Genomic DNA, 21,329 nt, shown 5'->3' on the forward strand with positions numbered 1-21,329 from the left:
TATTTATTTAATTCCTCCTGCATAAGCCCGTTGACGAATAAACTGAAAGATCGTTGCAAATACCAGGATCAGCCCTATTGGCACCAGGAAACAGATGGCCTGCCATTTACTTTTTTCTTTTTTGATCTTTTCAGCATCCAATAAACGTATTGTTAATTCTTTATTTCTAGCCTCCATAATACCTGAATTCCCACTCAAATATTCAAGACAGTTAAGGAAGAACTCCTTATTAGCAAAGGAAAAACCCGGATTAAACTCATTAATTCCCATCTGCAAAGGGCCATCTTTTCTTGATACCGCATTTGCAATCAGATCTCCGTCACTCACTACTATCATTTTTCCATCCTGGGGCCCTGCCTCCAGAAAAGGCTTACCTGATGCCTGCTCCAGGGCTTTTACCGCAACAGGGTCTTGTCTGTGATGAAATAATGAGCTGAATTTTCCTTCCAATAGCACAGCGGTCGGAAGAAACGACTGTTTGTACTCCCTGACATTAGGTTGTACTTTTACTATATCCCAGCTTATTTGGGCCGGTAAACGCGTAGTACGACTGTTTCTGCCTGAAGTTAGTAATATGGTTTTATTAACAGATTCATTTTTTATAGTATCAATTGAGCTTGCAAATCTGCTCAACACCAAATCCAGGTTTTTTACTATAGGATGAGCTTTTGTAGGCATCAGAAATGGAAAATAAGGAAATGGTACAGGTTGGATCTGAGGACGATCGCCAACATTTCCTACTACCAACGGCACTATATCACTCTGTAGATCCATAATGAGATTCTGATTGATTCTAACCCCATATTTAAATAATAGATCCTCCAGGTTTAATTGTTTGTCGAAAGCAAAGAAGTCGGAACGCTGATGCAAACTATCCATAGACGCACCTGATTCATCTATAAACCAAAGCACCTTTCCACCATTCATCACGTACTGATCAATTTTCAGCTTATCATTTTCACTAAAGGTTCCCGATGGTTTTGCAAATAAAACCAGATCAAAATCTCTGGGGATAAAGGAGGTCGATTGTAGTGTAAGTGTATCTAAAGCGTAGTTCTGTTGCAAGGTTGTTAAGGCATCATATACTTCAATTCCTAAAGATTCGCCATGCCCAAGCATATAGCCTACCAATGGTTTTTCCTTTTCGGTAAGTTTATGTATTGCATTTGCAAACTGATATTCGAGCAATGCTTCCGAATTGCTCATAGTTTGCATAGGATCTTGTCCACCCTGGTTTTTAAGAAGGTTGACGCCAATAGTTTTGTCTTTGTATTTTACTAAAGCTCCCGGGAAAATTAACTGTTCAGCATAGCTTTGGTTTGCATCCTGCTGCACTTTCATATTGAAAGGCATAATGCCTTGTGCAGTAAGTTCACCGAGAAATTTCATGCGGGCAGAATCTGATAGTCCCTGCCCGGGATTAATGAATACAAATTGAAAATTTTGTTTGCCATATTCCCTGAATTCTTCCAGGAGATCAGAAGTAGCTTGTGCTAATTGTCTGAAACTGGCGGGATAATCACCTTTCAAAAATACTTCAACAGTAACCGGACTATCCAGTTGTTTAAGCATTTGCTGGGTGTTGCGGGTAAGTGTATATCTTTTTTCTGTGGTAAGATCCCATCTTCCATGAAAGTACGCTGCCACAATGTTGATAACGATTAATAATCCGACTATTGTGATAGCGCGTTGTATATATTTTTTTCGTGTAGCCATGCTGTTTGCTGTTGTTGGAAATCTTAGCCTTTTTGCCAAAGCTTGCGTTGCAGCGATAATTTAGTTAAATAGAGCATTAATCCGATTATACTTATAAAGTAGATGATATCTCTGCTATCGATTACCCCCCGACTTATAGAAGCATAATGAAACTTAATACCTGCCATTTGCAGATAATAGTCCAATCCTCCGGCGAAAGCAGGGATTTTACTTAATGCATCAAAACCATTATATAGAATAAAACAGGTAAATAACGCTATAAGGAAGGCTATCATTGCATTGGCGGTGAGAGAAGATGACCAGATACCGATGGCAGTGAATACAGCTCCCAACAAAACCAGGCCTATATAAGAACCTATAATACCTCCATTATCCAATAATTGAGGATCAACACTTAATTGCCGAACTGCCAGATAGTAAACAAGCGTAGGTATAAGGGAGATGATAACAATTAATAAACTGCTCCAGAATTTACCCATAACAATTTCCCAGCTGCTTAAAGGTTTAGTACTAAGCAACTCCATTGTTCCGGTTTTGAATTCATCGGCAAAACTCCGCATGGTAATAGCCGGAATGAGGAGTAGGTAAATCATTGGTGCCAGATTAAACAGCGGATCAAGATTAGCATATCCGGTATCCAGCAAACTTGTTTCGGGGAAAACGAATAAAAATAATCCGTTAGCCAATAAAAATAGGATTATGGCCACATACCCGGTGACACTGCTGAAAAACTGATGTATCTCTTTCTTAAAGATGGCGAGCATGAACAGTATTGTATGGATTAGGATTCGTAAAGATACAAATATAGCTATTCGCGGGTAGCTTTAGGAAAGGGAATCTTTGTATAGCTCCCAGGCAATACTTTTGCCTCTGAGTTCCTCCACCCCTTCAAGCATTGTTTGGATAGTAAAGTCTATTTCTTCTTCGGTTGTAAATCTGCTCAGGCCAAATCTTAGCGATGCGTAGGCCATTTCATCACTTAAGCCCATGGCTTTCAGTACATGACTCGGTTCCATAGAGGCTGAGGTGCAGGCCGATCCCGAAGAAAGCGCAATTTTCCTGTTGTAGGTCATCATAAGCACTTCACTTTCCAGGTAATTGAACGACAAATTGCAGGTATGTGGTAATCGATGCTGTGCTGTTCCATTTCTGAAAGTTTGTTCGAGCTGTAATAAGGCATTTTCCAGTTTATCTCTCAATGGTAAGATATGTTGAATATCTCTTTCCATTTCCAGCATACTTAATTGCGATGCTTTGCCTAAGCCTACAATGCCCGGAACGTTGAGGGTTCCGGATCTCAGCCCTCTTTCATGGCCTCCCCCATCGAGTTGTGCAACGAGTCTGACTCTCGGATCCCGGCGCCTTATATAAAGGGCTCCAACTCCTTTAGGGCCGTAAAACTTATGGCCGCTCAATGTAAGTATATCTATCCCCAGGTCATTAACGTTTACTGGTATTTTGCCTACAGCCTGAGTGGCATCAGACATAAATATTACCTGATGTTTTCTGGCTATCTGGCTTATTTCACGGATTGGCTGAATTACACCGGTTTCGTTGTTGGCGAACATGACACTAATTAATATAGTATCTGGTGAAATGGCATCTTCCAGTTTTTGAAGGTCTATGAGTCCTGATGCTTCTACTGGAAGAAAAGTAATGCGGGCGCCTTTTTTAGCCAGGTGTTCACAGGTATCAAGTACAGCTTTATGTTCAGTGGCAACTGTAATAATATGATTGCCTTTTCCGGCGTACATTTCATAAGCTCCTTTAATAGCCAGGTTAATGGCTTCGGTGGCTCCTGAAGTAAAAATTATTTCCTGTTTGGTAGCACCTATAAGTGCAGCCACCTGTTCTCGGGCTAAATCCACTGCTTCAGAGGCAGCCCAGCCAAAGGAATGACTACGGCTGGCAGCATTGCCATAGATCTGGCTAAAGTATGGCAGCATGGTTTCAACTACTCTTGGGTCACAAGCTGTAGTAGCATTATTATCGAGATACACAGGTTGTTGAAACATATTGAAGACAGATAGATTTAGTATTCACTACCTCAAACAAATGTAAGACTTAAGTTCTATTTTTACCTGGTTATGCTGTCTTTAAAGCTAATGGCAGCAGCCATAAAAACTGCAAAATCAAATTCTTATGCTGAAGGTTGAACATATTGGCATTGCCGTGAAATCTTTATCTGCTTCTGTTCCATTATTTGAAAAACTGTTGAATACAAACTGTTATAAACAGGAATTGGTGGAAAGTGAACAGGTTCAAACTGCTTTCTTTAAATCGGGAGATACGAAGGTTGAATTGTTGGAAGCAACCGGACCGGATAGTGCTATCGCTAAATTTTTAGAAAAGAAAAGTGAAGGAATGCATCATATCGCTTTTGAGGTGGCAGATATCTATGCAGAAATGGAAAGATTGAAGCAGGAAGGATTCTTGTTGCTACAAGAGTCCCCTAAAAAAGGGGCCGATAACAAGCTGATTTGCTTTCTGCATCCTAAATCTACAAATGGTGTTTTAATCGAAATTTGTCAGGAAATCAAGTAAGCATTTACTTATATATAAAAAAAATAAATAATAATAATTTTTTTAATTTTTTTTCCATTTTGGCAATCCAAAGAAAATAAGGGAACGTAAGTAATATTGTAGCGCTTGGATAACAGACAGAAATGGTCAGAAAAAAAAAATTGAATTTTTTTGAACAAATACATTTTATGTTATGTTATCTATATAAACACAAAAACGAAAAGAAGTACATAACTCAAAATATTACAGAATTTGAGCTTTATTAAACGGTTTAAATTCTAACGATTACTCTAAAGTTGGCATAGGTTATGAACACCTGCGGGTTTTTTAGCTTGCAGGTCTTTTTTTTTAAGCCAATTGATAAAATGGAATATGCCACAACTAGTAATGTGAGCTTCTACAAATCAAAAAATTTCCTGGAATTAGAATATAGGAGAGAAATAGTACAGCGTTTCATATAAAACGCTAACAGAACTATTTAATTGTGCCTGCTTAATCTTTTTTATAAAAATAAGTGACACTCCAAAAACAACTTATTTCTTAATAACATCTTCAGCCTTTTTTTGTGAACTTTCCACTTTAATATGTAAAGCCGGAAGGTTATCAATGGCAACGATTTCAATAAAAATCAATTTCTAATAAAAAACTATAAAAAGAGATCGCAAAAAGAATTCCTTTAACGATCTCTTTATTCTAAATTTGTAAATAACTGTGATTAGAGCTTATTGAATTATTTTACTTTTACCCTAAAGGTTCCGGTACCATATAAATTACCTGTTGGACATCCAAACAGATTTTCCTTAAAAAAATCACCGGCAAAGCGACCTTCAATATATCCTGTATTTGATGTGAAAAATACTGAACCTATATTATAGATCATTGTACCACTGCAATTAGCTTCGGATTGGTAGCTTTTATTTTCAATACTATGTGTCAAAAACATATTTACATGACCACTAACAGCAGTTGGTCCAAAAGGATACTTACCAACTCTTGTTCCTATATAAGACATAAGAAATCCGGTTCCGGTAACCAGAACACCACCACCACTGTATCTCATTTGTGGAACACTGGCTATATGTTGTACACCTCCGATTCTGTACTCAATATATTCATCATTAATAAGCAGGATCTTTTTTATAACATAGGTCACCTCATCCGGCTTAGATGGGTTACCCCCTTTTACGCCTGCTATTACTGTAACTATTTCACTGGAAGTGAAATTTCCCGGCGCTTTATATGTTGCTGCATCTCCTTGCGGTGTCAGATTACCTGATCCATATAAAGACCAACTGATCACTTTCCCCTTAATATCAATGGGTTCTGGGGATATTAATTCGTCGAGGGTGCCTTCATCATATTTAGCAATACCATAAATTTCTATTTTAGCTTCTTCACCTTGTTTGAGTTTAATTGTACCAAAATAGTCGCCCCCGCTTGATGAAATTTCGGCCGCAAATGTCCAGTCACTGAAATGTTTGGTATTTACTCTCAATGTACTATTTGCACTATCAATGATGCAACCTGCAGCTTTTCTCCAGTATCCCTCTGCATCCTGGTAACAAAGAAATAAAGAGGATTTTGGACTTCCCTTAAGGTCGTCTTCGTTATACTTAATGGAAATTTCAACATCCTTTTTAAAGGTGGTATTTTCCGGCTTAATTCTGAATGTAGTACCAAAACCTGCCTTAAATTTATTCTCTACTGGTTCTATAGTAAAATTAACAGGGCCATCTACTGCCCCTTGTGGTATAACAACCTTCAGGCTACCTGTTGAGTCTTCAATTGTTCCTCCATCCGAACCTATGGTTTTGGAAATGACGCTTCCTGTGGAATTGCCATGTTCTGTTGGCTTTGGCTTTTGTGTTGATTGCGGTTCCGGTTCGGGGTCTCTGGGAGAAGAATCTTTTTTACAGGAAAAACAAAAGAAGATAACAACTAATGTAAATAGCATGGATAGAATTGGCTTACGTAAAACGTATTTGTCAATTATTTTGTAGTTCATGAATTATACTTATTTAAATTGATAAAATTTCACCTGCATTTTTTGTTCTTGTGAAGAGGAATGAGACAAAGGTATTTCTTAAACTATATTGGTTTTCAGACCGTCGACAGACGAAAGGAGATCGTTGTTAAACAACATTGGGTTGTCGACTAACGGAGAATCGAAATGGGGAAAATGAAGTATTTAGTTATAACGTTGATAGCTTACCAGCTGTCTTTATAAACAAAAAGGAGAAGCAAAACTGCTTCTCCTTTTTCACAATTAATATAATCAACGATTAGTTGAACATATATCTTATACCAATCTGTCCTTGCCAACGTGAAATAGTTCCTGTATTATCTCTCCAGGAATTAGTCAAAGGTATTTGATTGGTTGGGTCTTGATACGGGAATGAAAAGGCCGGTGTAGCAGTTGCTTTACCATCTCCATCTCTGAGTTGTCCTTCGTATTTCAGGAAAGAAGAAACATTTGGTATTTTAGAAATACCCCATCTTTTGTTCAGGAAGTTACCAAAGTTGATAATATCAAAGCTGATACGTAAAGTATGTTTGGTCTTCTCTTTGCCGGTGTATACGAAGATGTCCTGAGTGATGTTTAAATCCATACGTTTAGAGAATGGAAGCACAATTGAATTACGCTCTGCATATTGTCCACGATGGGTACTCAGATAATTATCCTGTTTGATGAAGTTGTCGAGCTGGTTCCAGAGAATATCAGCACTACGTTTATCAGCTGCAGTAGCAGGATCAAATCCTTTATCACCATAGCCAACAGGCACTAATTTAATTTCGCTCTTGTTACGAGGTATATAGATCAGGTCATTATTTGTATTGGCATCACCATTCATATCTCCGTTGTATGTATAGGATGTTGTATTATACAATCCATTCAGGCTTGGTGATGCTTCGAATATTGCACCAATTGATGTTGCAAAATTTTTAGCCCAGGTGAAACGATAGGTTGCAGCGGCTACAACGCGATGCGGTAAATAATAGTTGGAATAACCGAGGGTATTCGCATTAGGATCTCCAGCTACCGGGCGATCGCGCCAGTTACTTTGTGCAATGGAACCTCCATCATTTACACTTTTAGATTTGCTATAAGTATATGCAGCCATCAGATATAAGTGTGGAGTAGTTTTTTGTAATTGAACTGTTGCAAAGTAAGAGTAACCTTTATTAGTATTCCGCATCAGGATAGCATCGCTGATATTAGGATTGTCCAGACTGGTGCCTGCACCATATATTTTGCTTGAGTTATAACGGGTACGGTTGTCAGGAGTTCCATCTAAAGTTAAACCGGTTGCAGGGATATTTATGTTGTCGAAGTACACTGCATTGATGTCTTTAGAATAGTTACCTTCAAGCGTTCCGATAATTCCAAAAGGAAGTTGACGGTCAACTGCCAACGTCATCTTCATCACCTGTGGATACTTGAAGTTCTTATCTGTTACGGCAATATTATATTGAGTAGACAGATTACCAGAATTATCGCGGTATTTATCAGGATTATCGCTGAATACGTAAGGAATTGAGGTAACCGTAGCACTGGTTTGAGCAGTGAAAGAACCAAATTGTACACCATTGTTGGCAGCCTGGTTACTAATCCAAACACCCGGAGGAGGACCTGCAAATAAACCTGCACCACCACGAACCTGTGTTTTGCCGTCATGGGTTACATCCCAGTTGAAACCAAGGCGTGGAGAGAAAAGTGGAGTTGTTTTTGGTGCTTTACCAACATCTACCTGTATTCCATCTCTGAATGTTAATTTAGTTAAGGCTTCATTAGTATCGAATGTGCTGCCTATAACAGGAACGTCTACACGTAAACCATAAGTTAAGGTGAAGTTATTGCTGGCATTCCATTTGTCCTGAATGAATGCACCTAATTCGAGCATGTTGATTTTAGCGTAAGGAAAAGACTTGTCTTTGGTGGTTGTATAAGACAATGCATATCTTACTGCTGATGGTACATCTTTCTCAACGCTCGCATAAAACTCTGTTAGGTTATTGTACCGATAGTTACCCACATAGTTAGGGGCAAAACCATTAAGGAATTTCTTATAATAGTTTTGTGTACCAACGGTGATTTCATGTTTGCCCTTATACATTGTGTAGATGTCGGACAACTGGAATACATCTGTATTCAGTTTATTATTGTAGGTAAATGGTTCGTAGCCAAAAGCTGTGTAGCTGGCGCCTTGTCCGTTCATGATATCAACCAGCGGAAATTCTTTTGAAGAAAGCGCCTTTCTGAAATCGCGGAGCGCAGAATAACCAATCTGTAATTTATTGGAAGCACGGTTACCAATTCGTGTATTTAATTCTGCAATAAATATGTTGAAGTTATTATTGATAGTGTAACCACTACCACTAAACGGAAGACCTGTGGCGCTAGGCTGACGGCCAGTTCCAGGTGCCCCGCTATTACTTGCAGGAATATCTTTGAACGACTTCAGGTAGTTGTACTTGATCGTAAAGGTGTTGTTGGAGTTCACGTTCCAGTCTAACTTCAATGTCATTTTATCACTTTGTGTACGATAAGTATAACCCTGATAGTCTCCCGGATCATACTTGAATTTATCGATCAGGAACTTTTTAAGTTGATCGAGCGTATCTGCTACTGCCTGAGAAACGTTACCACCGGCGGTTCCACCTGGTTTGTTTGCTACAAGGCTGGTAGCCGGAGCTGCAACTCTTTCCTGCTCCGCACTTACGAAGAAGAATAGTTTGTTAGGTTTAATAGCACCACCTACTGTAAACCCGCGAAGATTGTAATTGAAATCTGGTTTCGGAACAGTGGATGTACCGGCTTTTAAACCTTGCAGTCCGGGTGTTTGAATGTAAGTATATACGGAGCCTTTAAAGGTATTGGTACCACTCTTGGTTACGCTGTTGATACCGGCGCCGGAGAATCCTCCTTGTCTTACATCATAGGGGCTAATGTTTACCTGAATTTGTTCCAATGCTTCCAGGCTGATAGGCTGTGAAGAAGTTTGAGATCCTAATGTAGCTTGTAAGCCAAAGGAGTTGTTGAAGTTGGCTCCGTCAACTGTGATGTTGTTCAGCTGATTACTTCTACCGCCTATGTTCAGTCCATTTGCTGAAGGGGTCAGGCGGGTAAAGTCCTGCATCGAACGGGTAATGGTAGGTAATCTGTCCATCTGTGATCGTGTGATCACTTCCTGGCTACCAGTGCGGGCTTTGTTGATTACTTTACTTTGTGTTTGTGTGGTTACAACAATTTCAGTTAAGGTACTGGTACTTGCTATCAATTTAAAATCAGCCTTATATTCCTGACCTAATGATAGCGAGATGTTTTCTCTTTTTTCTGATTTATAACCTACAAATGAAACAGTCACAATGTAAGGACCACCTACACGTAAGTTGGGAAGATTGTATCTGCCGTCTTTACGTGAGATTGTCATATACTTGGTACCTGTGGGTTGATGCACCGCAATAACGCTGGCTCCGGGTACCGGGCCATCAGAACTGTTAATAATTCCAGCGATGTCGGCGGTTGTTTCTTGGGCGTACAGGGCATGTGGGGCAGTTAGCGTACATAGAAGTACACTGAGCAAAAACCATAGTTTTTTGTGCATTGCGATTCAGATTTTGGTAAAGGTCAAACGTCTGATTGACTCATTAAAATTAAAACAATTATGAAATCGTTAACAAATATTTTAAAATCTGAATATCACAATCAGCACAATTTTCTATGCTATAACCTTCTCCATCCCTGTACTTCTTGAACCTTTAATAAGTATGTGGGTACCAGTAAATTGTTGTTGTTTTAACCATTCTGCAGCGGCGGCAGAATTATCTAAATAAGTGAAAGAATGTTTTACTTTTTTGAAATCTCCTCCAACTAAAACTACTGCATCCCAGTGGTATGAACTTATCAAGGCGATTAATGCCTGATGTTCCTCAATACTATCTGGCCCCAATTCCATCATGGCACCAAGCATCAATACTTTTTTGCTGGCATTAAGGCCAGCAAAATTTTCTATAGCGGCTTTCATACTGGATGGATTGGCATTGTATGCATCCATGATAATTGTATTACTACCCTGAACTATTACCTGTGAGCGATTATTGGAAGGGGCATAGGCAGCAATTGCCTGCCCAATTTTATTTTCAGGTACTTTGAAGTAGCTGGCTACTGCCACAGCGGCCATTACATTTGGAAAATTATAGGCTCCTACCAACTGGGTTTGAATAAAGCCAACCTGGCTATCGCCACGTACCTCAACAGCCAGAAATGCGCTGTCGGTTACTGCTTCTCCCACATAATCGGCTTCTGATCTGCCATAGGTAACAATATGTGGAAGGCCTTTGGACATTTCGAGTAAATAATCATAATCATTGCAAACGAAAACGGTTCCGTTATTGGCTCTCAGGAAGTCGTAAAGTTCACCTTTGGCTTTTTTAACGCCTTCCGGGCCACCAAACCCTTCCAGGTGGGCTTTACCAATATTGGTAATTATTCCATGCGTTGGTAGGGCTATTTTGCAATATCCCTCAATTTCGTGCTGGTGATTAGCTCCCATTTCAATTACCGCGATTTCCACATCCGGTTGGATACTGAGGATCGTGAGGGGAACACCTATATGATTATTGAGATTACCTACGGTAGCATAAGTTTTAAGTCCGGCTGCCAGGGCGGTACTTACCAGTTCTTTGGTTGTGGTTTTTCCATTGGTACCGGTAATAGCAAGAAAGGGAATTTTTAATTCTTTCCTGTGCCTTAATGCCAGCTGCTGTAAAGTTTCGAGAGCATTGGGTACCAGCATCATTTTTTCAGGAACGGTAAAATATGCTGCTTCATCAACTACTGCGAATGCAGCCCCCAATTCCAGTGCTTTAGCTGCAAACTCGTTTCCATTGAAATTATCGCCCTTTAAAGCAAAGAAAAGATCATTGGACTTTAACTTTCTTGTATCGGTTTGTACGGAGCGATGTTGCTGGTAGATGCTATATAGTTGTTCGATATTCACAGTAGTGGTTATTTGTTACAAATGTAATAATGTTTCTCGCAAAGCCGCATAAGAAGCAAAGAGGCATAAGGATCGAAGCGAATGTTACTAAGCGCTGCTGACTGGTTTCTATTTGTATTGAAGCCTATCGGAAGTCCTTAAAAATACTCGCTTCGATCCTTATGCCTCTTTGCTTCTTATGCCTCTTTGCGAGAAACAGGCATTATTAATGCTATATTTCAGCTACTTTGAAGAATATTAGATGTCGTATACAGGAAAATTCATGGCTGGCACGTGTAGCAGCTCGTTCATTACGTGTACAATCTGTAGCCGTGGTAGTTGGACGCACAATTTATTTGCATGGAGCGTCCAGAGAACGCTTTTTGTCTGATATTTCATGGATGCGACATGAAGCCTGCCATATAAAACAGTATCAGCAATATGGGAAAATTGGCTTTTTATGGCGATATTTAGCAGAATATCTTCAGAAGGGATATTATAATAATTCCCTGGAAGCGGCTGCCCGTGCGGCTGAAGAGGATTCTGAGATCCTGGATGGGATCGAAATAATCTAAATATTCGTTAAAGTCAGGTTTTTTATAGTACCTGGGGTTATTTTCCTTATTTTTACGTTAAAGGTTGATTTTATGGTTAAGAAGGTAACAGAAGGCATCACTATCAGCGTTGAAACGTTTTACCAGCCGGATTATTCGAATCCAATTGGAAGCGAATTCATGTTTGCTTACCGTATTACCATTGAAAACAATAATAATTTCCCTATAAAGTTATTACGTCGTCACTGGTATATTATTGATTCCAATGGGGCTCATCGTGAAGTTGAAGGCGAAGGCGTGGTTGGAGTACAACCATTATTGGCGCCTGGTGAAACTTATCAATATGTTTCAGGTTCCAACCTGCGCACTGAAATTGGAAAGATGTACGGTACCTATCAGATGGAAAATCAGTTGGATAAGAAGCTTTTTGAAGTAAAAATCCCTGAATTTCAGATGATAGTTCCTTTTAAACTGAACTAATCCCGTCTTTAGTTTAACCTGTACGGATGCCACTTTATTCAAGGAAAAGGAATTGGCTGTTAGCCACCAACCAACAGACAATTCCCAATTCATTATTACTTTGGCCGGTATTTTGCGGCTTTAAATATTTCCATCAAATCCTTGGTTCCCATCAATTGCTGTAGCGTTATCTCGCTATGCTTTTCCATATATTTATTCACAATCTGCCAGCCTACAAAGTATCCAATCTTTCCCGGTGATCCTTCCGGCATTCCCTGAGTAGAGGGGCCGTCATTGATAAAATGGTTGATATCCTGCCAATCGGAAGAATAGAGTAAATTATTCTGAACGAAGAATTGCCAGATCATTTGCTCATTATCGTAGCACCACTTCAATTGTTCTTTAGTATATCCCATTTTCAGCGTATCTGCTGTTGTTGGTAATACCTTATCGAGGAAGTACTGCTGTTTTCCCGCTTCAATCATCTGTTCCAGTAAATTACCTCCACTACGTGCTGCCGGATATAGTTGCTGCTGTATAACCTGCATACAATTCACAGGAATATAAGCAGGATCAAATCTGCGGATCATATATTCAGGATAATCAGGAATCTGAGCATAGGGCGGAAAATCGGCTCCCATATACATATCCAAGCCAATTCCAAGAAGGCTGTCGACCGTAATTGCACCATAATTGGCAATTCCTGATATAAACGTTACAATCTTAGGATGATGAAAAGAAGGTATATAGTATTTGGTATATCTGAAAGCTTGAGCTAACTGATCTGTCAGCTGCCTGGTATTTTTAAATTTTTCCTGCACAGCAGTTTCCAACTGTCTGAAATCTGGTGTTGTCAGAAACAGATGTACCTGTTTGGGAACATTTACGCTATCTCTGAATGCTCCCAGGTTCATTATATCTGTAATGTATACTGGTAAAAACAGAGGATACTTAGGATATAATGTGTTTAACCCTATCTGAACATTATTGGTATCGATGGTAAAAAAGGCAGAGTCGAATCTGTTCAGACTAACGGACATGGTTATATTGCTGACATCCGGAATTTTTTTTCCATTATTGCAGGAAACCCCTAAAATCAGCGCCAGTAGGCAGGTGTAAAGAGTGAGATGTTTTTGCATGAGTATAAAAATACGAATTGCAATGTATGAATAGTTTGTTAATTCGTATTTTGACGCCCGAAACAACCAAATAATGAAAAAGACACTTTTAGTAATGATCGCTTTAGTTGCGGCTAAAGTAAGTATCGCACAGTATGGAGCCAACGACAAAAGAGTTCAATTAGGATTTACCGCAAGCCCTTTGATTTCAGTATTAAATCCACAGGAGTCCGGTGTTAAGCGTAATAGCGTAAAGGTAGGATTCAACTTTGGTCTGATGGCAGATCTGCGCCTCAACGAGAGCGGAACTTATTCACTGAGCTCTGGTTTCCAGGCTTTATTTGCCGGTAGCACCCTGAAATATGATGCAGGAGTGGGATTGAGCGATTTTAAAGCAGTTCCTTCCGAATACAATATGAAGCTCACCTATGTTGAAATACCTTTGGCATTGAAGTTGAAAACCAAGCCTGTTAATGATATGACCTGGTTTGGACAGTTCGGTACATTTTTCGATTTCCCGGTTGCAGGCCGTGCTAATGTGATTTCGGCGGGTCAGACCTTCAACAAAGTGAATATTCTGCCGGAAATGAACAGAATTAATATCGGTATGCTCATCGGTGCAGGTGTGGAGTATCCGCTGGGTGAAACTTTAAGGGGAATGGCAGGCATTACCTATCAAAATGGGTTTGTGGATGTTACCCGTAATAAAAAGTGGAACGATGGTAGAATAAATATGAATAGCTTTGCACTCAGACTGGGTATTTACTTTTAATTCAGACTATCATTTATTATGAAAATAATACTGGCACAGCAGAATTATCATATTGGGAATTTTGAACAGAATACAGCGAAGATTATAGAAGCCATTCATGCAGCAAAAGCGCAGGGGGCCGACTTAGTAGTATTTTCAGAACAATGCATTTGTGGATATCCGTCGAGAGATTTTCTTGAATTTGAAGACTTTATCAGACAATGCTACCATGCTATTGATCAAATCAAGGAGCATACCCAGGATATTGCTGTGTTGGTAGGGGCACCAGCCCGAAATCCACAAAAAGAGGGTAAAGACCTGTTTAATGCCGCCTGGTTCCTTTATGAGAAACAGGTAAAGCAGGTTATTCATAAAACGCTATTACCAACTTACGACGTGTTTGATGAATACAGATATTTTGAGCCTTCCTACGAATGGAATGTAATTCCGTTCAAAGGCAAAAAGCTGGCAGTTACCATTTGTGAAGATATCTGGAACCTGGGAGATAATCCATTGTACCGTATTTGTCCGATGGATCAATTGATCGCGCAGGAACCGGATGTAATGATCAATCTCTCTGCTTCCCCTTTTGATTATGATCATGATGAAGACAGAAAAGAGATTATTCTGGCCAATGTGCTGAAATATAAGATCCCTATGTATTACTGCAATACCGTGGGATCTCAGACAGAAATCGTATTTGACGGGGGCTCCCTGATTTATGATGCCAAAGGCAACATAGTTAAGGAGTTCCCTTATTTTGAGGAAGCGATGGATGGTGTGGAACTGGAAGAACTTATTGATAGTCCGCTGCCCCAGGTAATGCCAACTGTATTTACCCCTTTAACTACTTTGGAATTTGATCATAATATCAATAGAATCTATGATGCACTGGTATTAGGGATCAAAGACTATTTCAGAAAAATGGGCTTTACCAAAGCAATATTGGGATCATCTGGCGGAATCGACAGTGCAGTAACATTAGCTATTGCCTGTGATGCTTTAGGGAAAGAAAATGTACGGGCTATTTTGATGCCTTCTCCCTACTCAACCAGCCATTCGGTGGATGATGCAGTAGCATTGTCGGAGAATCTGGGTAACCCCTATGATATTATCAGGATCAATAATATTTATGAAACTTTCTTAGAAACTTTGGAACCATATTTCAAAGGGCTGCCCTTTAATGTGGCAGAAGAAAATACACAAAGTCGTATCAGAGGAAATTTATTAATGGGATTGTCCAATAAATTTGGATATATCTTACTGAATACCTCCAATAAGAGCGAATTATCTACCGGCTATGGCACTTTATATGGTGATATGGCGGGTGGATTATCGGTTTTGGGAGATCTTTATAAGATGCAGGTATATTCGTTAGCGAGATATATCAACAGAAATAAAGAAATAATACCTGTAAATATTATAGATAAGGCTCCTTCGGCCGAGTTACGTCCGGGCCAGAAGGATAGCGACAGTTTACCGGATTACGCAGTATTAGACAAAATACTGTATCAGTATATTGAAAGGCGGCAGGGACCACGCGAAATAGTGGCACAAGGGTTCGATGCCGCATTGGTTTCGCGGACCTTAAAGATGGTCAATACCAACGAATACAAACGTAATCAGTTCTGCCCTATTATCAGGGTATCTTCTAAAGCCTTTGGCGTAGGCCGCAGAATGCCTATTGTAGGTAAATACCTTAGTTAACGCCTCGATTTATTAATATATTTGCTAAAATTTGATCATACAACATGTTACAAGTACCGTTTATACGTCAAAATACCGATTTTGTGAAGGAGCGTCTGGCTTTTAAGCATTTTAAAGAGCTGGAAGTAGTGGATGAAGTTTTGGAACTGGACGACAAGCGTAAGAAGTTAACCCTCGAATATGATGAAACTCAGGCTCAGGTTAATAGTCTTTCCAAAGAAATTGGAAAGCTGATGGCTCAGGGCAAAAAAGAGGAAGGGGAAGCTCAACGTGCCGCTGTTGCAGCCTTAAAGGAAAAACTAGGCCCCGTAAACGAAGCATTGAACGAAACTGAAGCAGCTTTACATAACGCACTGGTGAAATTACCAAACTTGCCGGCAGCAATCGTTCCTGCAGGAAAAACACCTGAAGAGAATGAAGTAGTGCGCCAGGGAGGAAAAATCCCTGACCTTTACGCTGGTGCTGTACCACACTGGGATCTCGCTAAACAATACGACCTTATCGATTTCGAACTGGGTAACAAAATCACCGGTAGCGGATTCCCTGTTTTCAAAAATAAAGGTGCCCGCTTACAACGTGCTTTAATTCAATATTTCCTCGATTATAACACCAGCAACGGATATACAGAATATGCTCCTCCTTACATGGTAAACGAAACAAGTGCCTACGGTACTGGTCAATTGCCTGATAAAGAAGGTCAGATGTACCTGACCCAGGATAGCTATTTCCTGATTCCTACGGCTGAAGTTCCGGTTACCAATATTTACCGCGACGAAATCCTTAAAGATACCGACCTGCCTGTGAAAATGACGGCTTACAGCCCTTGTTTCCGCAGAGAAGCCGGATCTTATGGTAAAGATGTAAGAGGCCTTAATCGTGTTCACCAATTCGATAAAGTTGAAATCGTACAACTGGTGCATCCCGATAAATCATTTGAAGCACTGGATGAAATGGTTGCTCACGTAGAAGCGCTGCTCAACCAGTTAGAACTACCTTATCGTATTCTTCGTTTATGCGGTGGCGATATGAGCTTTGCATCTGCTATCACCTATGACTTTGAAGTGTATAGTGCCGCTCAGCAAAAATGGCTGGAAGTTAGCTCTGTGAGCAACTTCGAAGCATATCAGAGTAACAGGATGAAAATCCGTTTTAAAGAAAATAACGGTAAACCTCAGTTAGTACACTCTCTGAATGGTAGCTCCCTGGCATTGCCAAGAATTCTGGCGTGTATGCTGGAAAACAATCAGACAATTGAAGGTATTCAGGTGCCAACCGTTTTACAAACCTATTACGGTAGCCATATGATATAGTGGTTGCTCGCTAAGTAAGTAAGTTTTTTAAAGAAGCATAAGGCTTGTTTGTATTATTAGGAAGAAAGACTAATCCTCACCGACGATACTTAAGTATCTTTAAAAAACTTACTCACTTTGCGAGAAACACAAACAATAAATGGTCATGAAACATTTTCTCCCAACTGGCGATGAACTAATAATAAGACCGCCTTTGATCAGCGATGCAGCCGGGTTGTTAAGCAACTTTCAGCGCATGACCAGAGAATCAGAATTTTTATTATTTACACCCACCGAATCTTTAGACCTCGATCTTACTTCAGAAGAGGAATTTATTCAATCCTATCTCGATAATCCCAATCAATTATTATTACTTGCTACCGTTAAAGGACAGATTGTTGGATCTGTAAACGTGAATCACAGCGGTTTCAGGAAGAAGAAGCATATCGCCGAAATGGGTATTTCCGTTGAAAGCAAATGGCAGAATATGGGAATAGGAAGAAGACTGATAACGTCCATGCTCAGATGGGCAGAGGAACAACCCGAATTAAATATTATTACGCTCAACGTTTTTTCATCCAATGAAAAAGCATTGCAATTATACCGAAACTTCGGATTCCTTGAATGCGGCCGCATCCCCAATGGTATTCAACAACTCAATGGCAGGTATACAGACCTGATTACAATGTATAGAAACATTAAGCCATTAGTGTAGTATTTTTAAAGCTAAATGAAGACGTATGGATAGGTATGATCGCCAAACCCGACTCAAGGGATTTGGCCAGGAAAAACAGGTTTTATTGCAACAGGCTAAGGTGCTTGTAATCGGAGCCGGTGGCCTGGGAGTGCCGGTATTACAATATCTGACGGCCATGGGAATTGGCACAATAGGAATTGCCGAACAAGATACTGTATCGATCACCAACTTGCAACGCCAGGTTCTTTATTATACTTCAGATGAAAAGAAACCCAAAATAGATCTGGCAATAGAGCGGCTTAAGCAATTAAACCCAACTGTTAATTTCATCAAACACCCGTCCTGGATACTTGCTGAAAACGCACTTGAAATAATTGAAACTTATGATGTAGTAGTAGATTGCACAGATAATTTTGGTACCCGTTACCTTATCAATGATGCCTGTGTAATAACAGGCAAACCATTGGTCTATGGGGCCATTTATCAGTACGAAGGACAGGTAAGCGTTTTCAATTATCAGGGAGGAGCAACTTACAGGTGCATTTTTCCTGAACCACCGGAAGCAGGGCAAATGCTCAATTGTAGCGAAATTGGGGTATTGGGTGTATTACCTGGAATTATTGGATGTTATCAGGCCAATGAAACAGTAAAAATTATTACTGGTATAGGCACTGTACTTAGTAACCAGTTAATGGTTATCGATACACTAAATAATACACAACAGGTTTTTAATTTTAATCCGGTATCTGAAAATCAAAATATTAAAACATTAGCAAAAGATTATCATCAAACTGTTTGTGAAATGAATACAGTGCAATCAATATCAGTAAATCAACTGCAGCAGTGGATAGAACAGGAAGAGAAGTTTGTGCTGGTAGATGTCAGAGAAGTAGATGAGTGGGAAATATGCCATATCCCAGAGGCAATTCATTTGCCAATGGGGCGCGTACTCCAGCAACCTGCATTGGTGCCGAAGGGAATACCCGTAGCCGTATTATGTCACCACGGTATGAGAAGCAGAGCAGTTGCACAACAATTGGTAGCAGCAGGATATTCTTCCGTCTATAACGTTGAAGGCGGTATTCATGCCTGGGCAGTGAAAATAGATCCTGATATGCAAACTTATTAATAGTGATAACAGAACTCTGCATCTTATTTTTCATAGTTGCACTGGCTTATTCCGCTGCCGGCTTTGGAGGAGGCTCCAGTTACCTTGCCATCCTGGCATTGTGGGGAATAGATTTTCAATTGATGAAATCCACAGCTTTATTATGCAATGTGGCTGTTGTAACTGGAGGAGTTTATCATTTCTATAAAGGTGGCCATTTGCCCATGAAGAAGGCCTGGCAATTATCATTGGCCAGCGTTCCTCTTGCATTTGTCGGAGGTTATATTCCGCTGAAACAAGCTACTTTTTTCCTGATCTTAGGTATCGCCCTTACTATTGCAGCTTTAGCAATGTGTTATCGTTTCTTTTTTGAAAAAGAGGAAATAATTGTTCCCAGAGAAAAAAATAGCACATGGATTTATAGTTCGATTGGCGGGGCAATTGGGCTATTATCCGGTATGACAGGCATCGGAGGCGGAATTTATCTGTCACCCGTTTTAAAACTGGGACAGTATGATACCGCTAAGAATATTGCAGGGCTTAGCAGCTTCTTTATTTTAGTGAACTCAATAGCCGGATTAGCAGGTCAGGCTATCAAACATCCAATTGCATTTGATTGGAAATTTACTGCACCACTTTTAGTATCAGTAGTAATAGGCGGACAATTAGGTGCCCGCTTAAGTGCCAGGGTATTGAAACCAAGATATGTTGCAGGTGCAACAGCCTTATTGATTTTATATGCCGGTGTAAGAATGCTGATTAAATAAACTCAACCTCCAATAACAGACATACTTGTTTTATTGATATTGGTTGAATGTTTTTCTGCTGTAAAACCATCAATATAACGAGCCTTCAGAGTATTGATAATGGCAGGAAGTATAGGTTGCTGCTGTTGTAATAAAGGTTTAAGATTTAAAACATCATTTCCGTATAAGCAAGTTTTGATACTACCAGTAGCGGATATACGTAATCGGTTACAGGTGCCGCAAAATGTTCGGCTATAAGCAGGTATAACACCGATGTTGCCTTTATGCCCCAAAATCTGATAATTAAAGGAAGTGCTATTGGGTTCGTCTGCCATTTTATTTAATGCATATTGTGCTGCTATAGTTTCCATGATTCGTTTGTAATGCCAGGTAATACCTGAAAAGCCATTTCCCTGCCCATTAAAAGGCATTTCTTCGATGAAGCGAACAGATATGTTCTGATCTCTGGTCAACGCCACAAAATCGTTTATTTCAGCCGTATTGAGCTGGTCCATCACCACCATGTTTATCTTAATGTTCATATTGTGTAAAACCAGACTGTCCAAAGTATTCATCACCTCTGTAAATGAATCCCTACGGGTAATTTGTTTAAAGCGCTCTGGTTGTAAGCTGTCTAAACTCAGATTAATATGGTTGATCCCCATGCTCTTTAATGCAGGGATATATTCGCGGGTTAAAACACCATTTGTAGTTATCGCTATGTTGGTAATTCCATCAACATAACTAATTCTCTCCAATAATTTAATTAATCCCGGACGTAGAAATGGTTCTCCACCAGTGATTCTTACTTTAGAAACACCAGCACTGGCAAGGGTCGACAAAATATCAATAATTTCATCGTCTGTCAGTAATTTAATTTTGTTCAGAAAGCGCATATTGGCCGGCATACAATAAGTACACCTAAGATTACATCGGTCGGTTACAGAAAGTCTGACATAGTTGATAATTCGTTGATGAGCATCGAGCAGCATGATTAGCAATTTTGCCCGGAATTCGGATGGTCGAACGACTGACTATCATCTTCATCCCGGGTATTCAAACATTTAAAATCTTTTTCTACAAGGATTTTTACCTCTGTACCATCGGTGTTGGGAATGATGATTTCAAAACCAACCTGCTCTGGTAATAACCAATTATCGATTTGTTCTTCAGGTAGAAAAAGATGTACACCATCTGCTTCCAATTTGATAACCGGATCGCTGATTTCTTTTCTCTTGATACAAAAATGCAATATTCCGGCACCTATATGAGTAGAAGATTCTACTTTATTGGTCGCTTTTAGCAGTTCAACATCATTTTTATCCAAACGATATCTGATACTGTTTCCACGTAATCTGATTTTCATAATTATTGCTTTTTCTGCGCTATTAAAATTACTACTTCTCGGAGGGATATTGTAGTTTTAGCTTATTAATTTAACCAGTATGGGAATATTATTGTTTGGGGTAGTGAGAGAAACAGTTGGATCATCTGTATTGGAATATCCGGCAGCGATAAATGATGTAGCCTCACTAAAAAGGTGGCTATATGAGGAATATCCTTCACTGAAGCAGTTGTCGTCGTTGCTGATAGCTGTAAACAGAACCTATGCTACTGATAATCAAGCGTTCAGTAATACAGATGAAGTAGCTATCATTCCACCTGTTAGTGGAGGTTGATT

At 39.7% G+C, this 21,329-nt stretch carries 19 protein-coding genes; 10 read left to right on the forward strand and 9 right to left on the reverse strand.

Features of this window, described 5'->3' with window-relative positions; translation table 11 throughout:
- Positions 1-3 precede the first annotated feature (3 nt).
- From gldG to DVR12_RS12430, 3 genes are read right to left on the reverse strand one after another with little or no spacing between them, the layout of a single operon-like run.
- Complete coding sequence (gldG, locus tag DVR12_RS12420) at positions 4-1,716, reverse strand: gliding motility-associated ABC transporter substrate-binding protein GldG (protein WP_116975992.1); 1,713 nt, start codon at positions 1,714-1,716, stop codon at positions 4-6.
- 23 nt (positions 1,717-1,739) lie between these two features.
- Entirely contained in the window at positions 1,740-2,480 is a 741-nt protein-coding gene (gene gldF, locus DVR12_RS12425; RefSeq protein WP_116975993.1) for a gliding motility-associated ABC transporter permease subunit GldF, read from the reverse strand.
- Positions 2,481-2,540: 60 nt separating this feature from the next.
- The gene (locus DVR12_RS12430; RefSeq protein ID WP_116975994.1) at positions 2,541-3,731 is read right to left on the reverse strand and encodes an IscS subfamily cysteine desulfurase; all 1,191 of its coding nucleotides are present in this window, start codon (positions 3,729-3,731) and stop codon (positions 2,541-2,543) included.
- Positions 3,732-3,858: 127 nt separating this feature from the next.
- On the opposite strand from DVR12_RS12430, the gene mce reads away from it, so the two are divergent.
- Positions 3,859-4,260 (forward strand): methylmalonyl-CoA epimerase, encoded by a 402-nt coding sequence (gene mce / locus DVR12_RS12435; RefSeq protein WP_116975995.1) that lies wholly within the window; start codon positions 3,859-3,861, stop codon positions 4,258-4,260.
- A gap of 709 nt (positions 4,261-4,969) precedes the next feature.
- Here the strand turns inward: mce and DVR12_RS12440 are convergent.
- The 3 genes from DVR12_RS12440 to DVR12_RS12450 all read right to left on the reverse strand — a co-directional run bounded on the left by DVR12_RS12440 (position 4,970) and on the right by DVR12_RS12450 (position 11,240).
- Positions 4,970-6,244, reverse strand: a complete 1,275-nt coding sequence (locus DVR12_RS12440; RefSeq protein WP_116975996.1) for a hypothetical protein — start codon at positions 6,242-6,244, stop codon at positions 4,970-4,972.
- Positions 6,245-6,521: 277 nt separating this feature from the next.
- Positions 6,522-9,845, reverse strand: coding sequence for a TonB-dependent receptor (locus tag DVR12_RS12445; protein WP_116975997.1), 3,324 nt, complete (start codon positions 9,843-9,845; stop codon positions 6,522-6,524).
- A gap of 114 nt (positions 9,846-9,959) precedes the next feature.
- Positions 9,960-11,240 carry a UDP-N-acetylmuramoyl-tripeptide--D-alanyl-D-alanine ligase gene (locus tag DVR12_RS12450; RefSeq protein ID WP_116975998.1) on the reverse strand — a complete coding sequence of 427 codons (1,281 nt, stop codon included), beginning with the start codon at positions 11,238-11,240 and terminating at the stop codon, positions 9,960-9,962.
- Between the two features lie 227 nt (positions 11,241-11,467).
- Here DVR12_RS12450 and DVR12_RS12455 point away from each other — a divergent pair, with 227 nt between their 5' ends.
- Together DVR12_RS12455 and apaG are read left to right on the forward strand one after the other, a co-directional pair.
- Complete coding sequence (locus DVR12_RS12455; RefSeq protein ID WP_116975999.1) at positions 11,468-11,794, forward strand: DUF4157 domain-containing protein; 327 nt, start codon at positions 11,468-11,470, stop codon at positions 11,792-11,794.
- A gap of 72 nt (positions 11,795-11,866) precedes the next feature.
- Complete coding sequence (gene apaG / locus DVR12_RS12460) at positions 11,867-12,253, forward strand: Co2+/Mg2+ efflux protein ApaG (protein WP_116976000.1); 387 nt, start codon at positions 11,867-11,869, stop codon at positions 12,251-12,253.
- Between the two features lie 95 nt (positions 12,254-12,348).
- On the opposite strand, the gene gldB is transcribed toward apaG, so the two are convergent.
- Complete coding sequence (gene gldB, locus DVR12_RS12465) at positions 12,349-13,371, reverse strand: gliding motility lipoprotein GldB (protein WP_116976001.1); 1,023 nt, start codon at positions 13,369-13,371, stop codon at positions 12,349-12,351.
- A gap of 73 nt (positions 13,372-13,444) precedes the next feature.
- Here gldB and DVR12_RS12470 point away from each other — a divergent pair, with 73 nt between their 5' ends.
- The 6 genes from DVR12_RS12470 to DVR12_RS12495 all read left to right on the forward strand — a co-directional run bounded on the left by DVR12_RS12470 (position 13,445) and on the right by DVR12_RS12495 (position 19,669).
- Positions 13,445-14,122, forward strand: a complete 678-nt coding sequence (locus DVR12_RS12470; protein ID WP_116976002.1) for a porin family protein — start codon at positions 13,445-13,447, stop codon at positions 14,120-14,122.
- 18 nt (positions 14,123-14,140) lie between these two features.
- Entirely contained in the window at positions 14,141-15,808 is a 1,668-nt protein-coding gene (locus DVR12_RS12475; RefSeq protein ID WP_116976003.1) for an NAD+ synthase, read from the forward strand.
- A 44-nt stretch (positions 15,809-15,852) separates the two neighbouring features.
- Positions 15,853-17,118, forward strand: a complete 1,266-nt coding sequence (gene serS / locus DVR12_RS12480; RefSeq protein WP_116976004.1) for a serine--tRNA ligase — start codon at positions 15,853-15,855, stop codon at positions 17,116-17,118.
- Between the two features lie 145 nt (positions 17,119-17,263).
- Positions 17,264-17,812, forward strand: a complete 549-nt coding sequence (locus DVR12_RS12485; RefSeq protein WP_158563262.1) for a GNAT family N-acetyltransferase — start codon at positions 17,264-17,266, stop codon at positions 17,810-17,812.
- Positions 17,813-17,837: 25 nt separating this feature from the next.
- Positions 17,838-18,923 (forward strand): HesA/MoeB/ThiF family protein, encoded by a 1,086-nt coding sequence (locus DVR12_RS12490; RefSeq protein ID WP_116976006.1) that lies wholly within the window; start codon positions 17,838-17,840, stop codon positions 18,921-18,923.
- A 2-nt stretch (positions 18,924-18,925) separates the two neighbouring features.
- On the forward strand, positions 18,926-19,669 hold the full coding sequence (locus DVR12_RS12495; protein WP_158563263.1) for a sulfite exporter TauE/SafE family protein: 744 nt from the start codon (positions 18,926-18,928) through the stop codon (positions 19,667-19,669).
- Between the two features lie 2 nt (positions 19,670-19,671).
- On the opposite strand, the gene moaA is transcribed toward DVR12_RS12495, so the two are convergent.
- Both moaA and DVR12_RS12505 read right to left on the reverse strand, forming a co-directional pair.
- Positions 19,672-20,640 carry a GTP 3',8-cyclase MoaA gene (gene moaA, locus DVR12_RS12500; protein ID WP_116976008.1) on the reverse strand — a complete coding sequence of 323 codons (969 nt, stop codon included), beginning with the start codon at positions 20,638-20,640 and terminating at the stop codon, positions 19,672-19,674.
- Between the two features lie 2 nt (positions 20,641-20,642).
- Positions 20,643-21,014, reverse strand: a complete 372-nt coding sequence (locus DVR12_RS12505; protein WP_116976009.1) for a DUF7009 family protein — start codon at positions 21,012-21,014, stop codon at positions 20,643-20,645.
- 79 nt (positions 21,015-21,093) lie between these two features.
- Between DVR12_RS12505 and moaD the strand changes: the two genes are divergently transcribed.
- Complete coding sequence (gene moaD / locus DVR12_RS12510) at positions 21,094-21,327, forward strand: molybdopterin converting factor subunit 1 (protein ID WP_116976010.1); 234 nt, start codon at positions 21,094-21,096, stop codon at positions 21,325-21,327.
- The last annotated feature ends 2 nt before the right edge of the window (positions 21,328-21,329 follow it).

It is taken from the genome of Chitinophaga silvatica (assembly GCF_003419895.1).
In the GTDB taxonomy this organism is placed as follows: domain Bacteria; phylum Bacteroidota; class Bacteroidia; order Chitinophagales; family Chitinophagaceae; genus Chitinophaga; species Chitinophaga silvatica.